The 3,639-nt window shown below is 72.1% G+C and carries 3 protein-coding genes, 1 other RNA gene and 1 pseudogene; 3 read left to right on the forward strand and 2 right to left on the reverse strand.

The annotated features are described in order from the left end of the window. Together JWR86_RS02975 and JWR86_RS02980 are read right to left on the reverse strand one after the other, a co-directional pair. A pseudogene (locus JWR86_RS02975) lies at positions 1-593 on the reverse strand (hypothetical protein); the annotation flags it as partial. A gap of 78 nt (positions 594-671) precedes the next feature. Then, positions 672-1,772, reverse strand: a complete 1,101-nt coding sequence (locus JWR86_RS02980) for a low specificity L-threonine aldolase (RefSeq protein ID WP_299560539.1) — start codon at positions 1,770-1,772, stop codon at positions 672-674. Between the two features lie 160 nt (positions 1,773-1,932). Here JWR86_RS02980 and ssrS point away from each other — a divergent pair. From ssrS to JWR86_RS02995, 3 genes are all read left to right on the forward strand, one after another. Beyond that, positions 1,933-2,088: non-coding RNA, 6S RNA (gene ssrS / locus JWR86_RS02985), on the forward strand. A gap of 9 nt (positions 2,089-2,097) precedes the next feature. After that, positions 2,098-2,691: a 5-formyltetrahydrofolate cyclo-ligase gene (locus tag JWR86_RS02990; protein ID WP_299560541.1), complete on the forward strand. Its 594-nt coding sequence runs from the start codon at positions 2,098-2,100 to the stop codon at positions 2,689-2,691. Then, a complete protein-coding gene (locus JWR86_RS02995) occupies positions 2,691-3,512 on the forward strand; it encodes a TIGR00282 family metallophosphoesterase (protein ID WP_299560543.1) in 822 nt (273 codons plus the stop codon). Before JWR86_RS02990 ends, JWR86_RS02995 begins: the two co-directional genes overlap by 1 nt. Positions 3,513-3,639 lie beyond the last annotated feature (127 nt).

Below are 3,639 nucleotides of genomic sequence, written 5' to 3' on the forward strand. Positions count from 1 at the left end.
TCCGTCCGGGCGCCCGGCGCCAGGCGGGGATCAGTCGGTGGCGGCAAGGCGCGGCCGGGCCGGACCGGCTCGTCCGGCGTGCGGGCCGCCTCGCGGCCGCGCGGCCTGGAATCGACGTCGATCTCGGGCCGGCGGCGCGGGCGCGGATCGTACGGCAGGGCCTCGGCCGGGAGGTCGCCGTAGCGCCGCGTCGGCCGGTCTTCGTCGTCGTCCTCCTCGAAGTCCCGAAAGCCGGGCCCGCCCAGAACCGTTCGGTTCAGGATCGCGCCCCGCACCGCGTCGACCACCAGCCGCAGGCGAACGTCGCCCGGCCCCCTCGCATCCACCGTGTAGAGGGTGCCCGAGAAATGCGGGCGGCCGATCACGTCGTAGCCCATGTCCTCCAGCCGATCGACGACCTGGCGCGAGCTCATGAGCCGCGGCCCGCCATAGGGGCTCGGACCGTAGAACGGCGCGGCCGGCGGCGGGGCGTTGTAGTAGCCGTAGCCCGGCGCGCCGTAGCCGCCGTAATACTGCGCTTCGGCGGGCCCTGGCGCCGCTGCAGCCCCGGCCAGGACAGCCGTCGAGGCCAGGAGGCGGAAAGGTCGGAACATCGCTGAACCTGTCGCTCAATTCACGGCCAGGGTGACTGCCGAATAGGGCGGGCCTGCGGCGGCACCGTTACGTTTCGGTCATGTTCCGATCCCGCCGGACGGCGCCGCGATCCGCAGCAGCGCGTCCACGTCGTCCGCCTCGGTCGCGAAGGAGGTCACGAGCCTCGCCAGGCTTTCGCCGGGCCCTACGGTGGTCTCCGGCGCAAGCGCCCGCCCGGACCAGGGATGGAACACGGCGCCCGCCTGACGGAGGCGGCGGTCGATCTCGTCCGGCAGGATGACGAACACCTCGTTCGCCTCGGTCGGCCAGGCCAGCCGGATCCCGGGCACGTGCCGCAGCCCCTCGGCCAGGCGCCCCGCCATCGCGTTCGCCTGGCGGGCATTCGCCAGCCAGTGGTCGTCCTGGAGGTAGCCGAGGAATTGCGCGGCGATGAGGCGAGCCTTGGACAGGGTGTGGCCGCCGCGCTTGCGGCGCTGGCCGAGCGTGCGGGCGAGCTTCGGGTCGAAACAGATCACGGCCTCGGCCGCCAAGCAGCCGTTCTTGGTGCCGCCAAAGGACAGGATGTCGATCCCGGCCCGCCAGGTCATCTCCGCGGCGGAGCAGCCGAGCGTCACCAGCGCGTTGGCCAAGCGCGCCCCGTCCATGTGCAGCACAAGACCGCGCGCGCGGCACACCGCCGACAGCGCCGCGATCTCCTCGGGCCGGTAGACGACGCCGGATTCAGTCGCCTGCGAGATCGACACGATCTCGGCCGGCATCTGCTTCTCGTGCCGGGGCAGTCCGTCGAGGGTGGCGGCCAGCCGCTCGGGATCGAGCTTGCAGCCGGTGCCGGGCAGCCCCAGCAGCTTGGCCCCGCCGGCGAAGAATTCGGGCGCGCCGCATTCGTCGTCGATGACGTGGGCCTCCTCATGGCACACGCACAGACCAAACGGCGACAGCGCGGCCGACAGCGCCAGCGCATTGGCGGCGGTTCCGGTCGCAACCGGGAACACGGCCACCTCGTGCTCGAACAGCGCCGCGAACGCATCGGCAAGGCGCCGGGTCAGCGGGTCGGCGCCATAGGAGGGCAGCGGGCCCGCATTACCGTCGACCAGCGCCCGGAGCACGGGCTCGCTCGCGCCCCAGACATTGTCGCTGGCGAAGTTGAGAAGGGCGGGCCGGCGGTCGCCTGAGGGCATCTGTGGTCTGATCCGGTGGAGGGCTGGGGAGGGAGCGGCGTACTGGGGCCGGCCGCGTCCGGTCGAACCTGCCGCGCGCCTCCGGGCCGCGCAAGGTCCCCCGGGAAACGCCCGGAGGCGGGGGCTGGCGAAGGGCCCTGCCCGTCGCTATATCCCGGAGGCGGGGCTGCGGGGCGCGTCAGGAGACATTATCCCCGGGGCCTTATCGATCTCAAAGGGGGCTGTCCCTGGTCTCGACCGTGGTCTTGGCCAACACGGCTCCCACCTACGTTGTAGGTTCCCGGGATCGATTTCCAACGGCTCTCGTGGCTCCGCACTTTTCCCCATGACCGCTTCCGACACCGACACCCTGAAGGCTCGCCTGCGTCAGGAGGGGTTCGCGCGCCGGGATGCGCTGGACAAGGCCTGGAGGTCCGAGGCGGCAAACCGGATCGCCGCCCTGGCGCTGGCCCTGCCGGAGGTGGCGGACGCGGAGCCGGTCGGCAGCTATTGGCCGATGCGCAGCGAGGTCGATCCGCGACCCATCATGACGGCGCTGGCCGAGCGGGGCCGCATCGTCGCCCTGTCCCAGATCATCCACCCTCACCTGTCCTGGCGCGAATGGCGGCCCGGCGACATGCTGGTCCATGGCGGGTTCGGCGTGCAGGAGCCCGGCCCCGACGCGGCCGAAGTGTTTCCGCACGTGCTGCTGGTGCCGCTCTGCGCCTTTGACCGCAGCGGCGGCCGCTTGGGCTATGGCAAGGGCCATTTCGACCGCGCCATCGCGACCCTCTCCGGCCGGCATCCGCTGCGCACCGTCGGGCTCGCCTTTGCTGTTCAGGAGATCGACCACGTGCCCCAGGACCCGCATGATCGGCGGCTGGATCTGATTGTGACGGAGCGCGAGGTGATCCGCCCGGCGCCCGGCGGAGCGGCCTGATGCGCATCCTCTTTCTCGGGGACGTGGTCGGGCGTCCCGGCCGGCGGGCCGTGACCGAGCGCCTGCCCGGCCTGCGCGAGCGCTGGCAGCTCGATGCCGTGGTCATCAACGGCGAGAATTCGGCCGGCGGCTTCGGCATCACGGAGGCGATCTGCGCGGAGCTTCTGGACGCCGGCGCCGACGCGGTCACGCTCGGCAACCACTCCTGGGACCAGCGCGAGGCGCTGGTCTTCATCGCCCGCCAGCCGCGGCTGATCCGGCCGTGCAACTTCCCGGCCGGCACCCCGGGCCGCGGCGCCAACCTCGTCGATCTGCGCGACGGCCGCCGTCTCCTGGTCGTGAACGCGCTCGGCCGGCTGTTCATGGAGGCCCTGGACGACCCCTTTTCGGCGCTCGACCGGGAGGTCGGGCTGTGCCCCCTGGCGCAGGTCGCCGACGCCATCCTGGTCGACATCCATGCCGAGGCGACCAGCGAGAAGCAGGCGGTCGGCTACAACTTGGACGGCCGCGTTTCCATGGTGGTCGGCACCCACACCCACGTGCCGACCGCGGATCACCGCATCCTGCCGGCCGGCACCGCCTACCTGTCCGACGCCGGCATGTGCGGCGATTACGAATCCATCCTCGGGCTGCAGCGCGAGGAGCCCATTCGGCGCTTCATCGAGAAGGTGCCGGGCGCCCGCGCCGAGGTCGCGACCGGCGAAGGCACGCTGTGCGGCTTCGCGGTCGAGACCGACGACGCGACCGGCCTTGCTGTCCGAGCCGCGGCCGTGCGGGTCGGTCCGACCCTCACCGAAAGCCTGCCCGCCTTCTGGGAATGACCCGGCGGGCCGCGCCGGCCTGCGCGCGCCTGCTGCGCCGCCGCGCCGATCCGCTATGATGCGGCCCGGGAAACAAACCGGGAGGGCTGCGCCGTGAACCAGATCGGGGCTTTCGAGACCTGTCGCG

The organism is Enterovirga sp. (assembly GCF_028290205.1).
Lineage (GTDB): Bacteria > Pseudomonadota > Alphaproteobacteria > Rhizobiales > Beijerinckiaceae > Enterovirga.

Bases quoted from the DNA above. Each gene is read 5' to 3' on its own strand.
- JWR86_RS02990 (WP_299560541.1), top strand. From the start codon at position 2,098: ATGACCGCTTCCGACACCGACACCCTGAAGGCTCGCCTGCGTCAGGAG.
- JWR86_RS02980 (WP_299560539.1), bottom strand. From the start codon at position 1,772: ATGCCCTCAGGCGACCGCCGGCCCGCCCTTCTCAACTTCGCCAGCGAC.
- JWR86_RS02995 (WP_299560543.1), top strand. From the start codon at position 2,691: ATGCGCATCCTCTTTCTCGGGGACGTGGTCGGGCGTCCCGGCCGGCGG.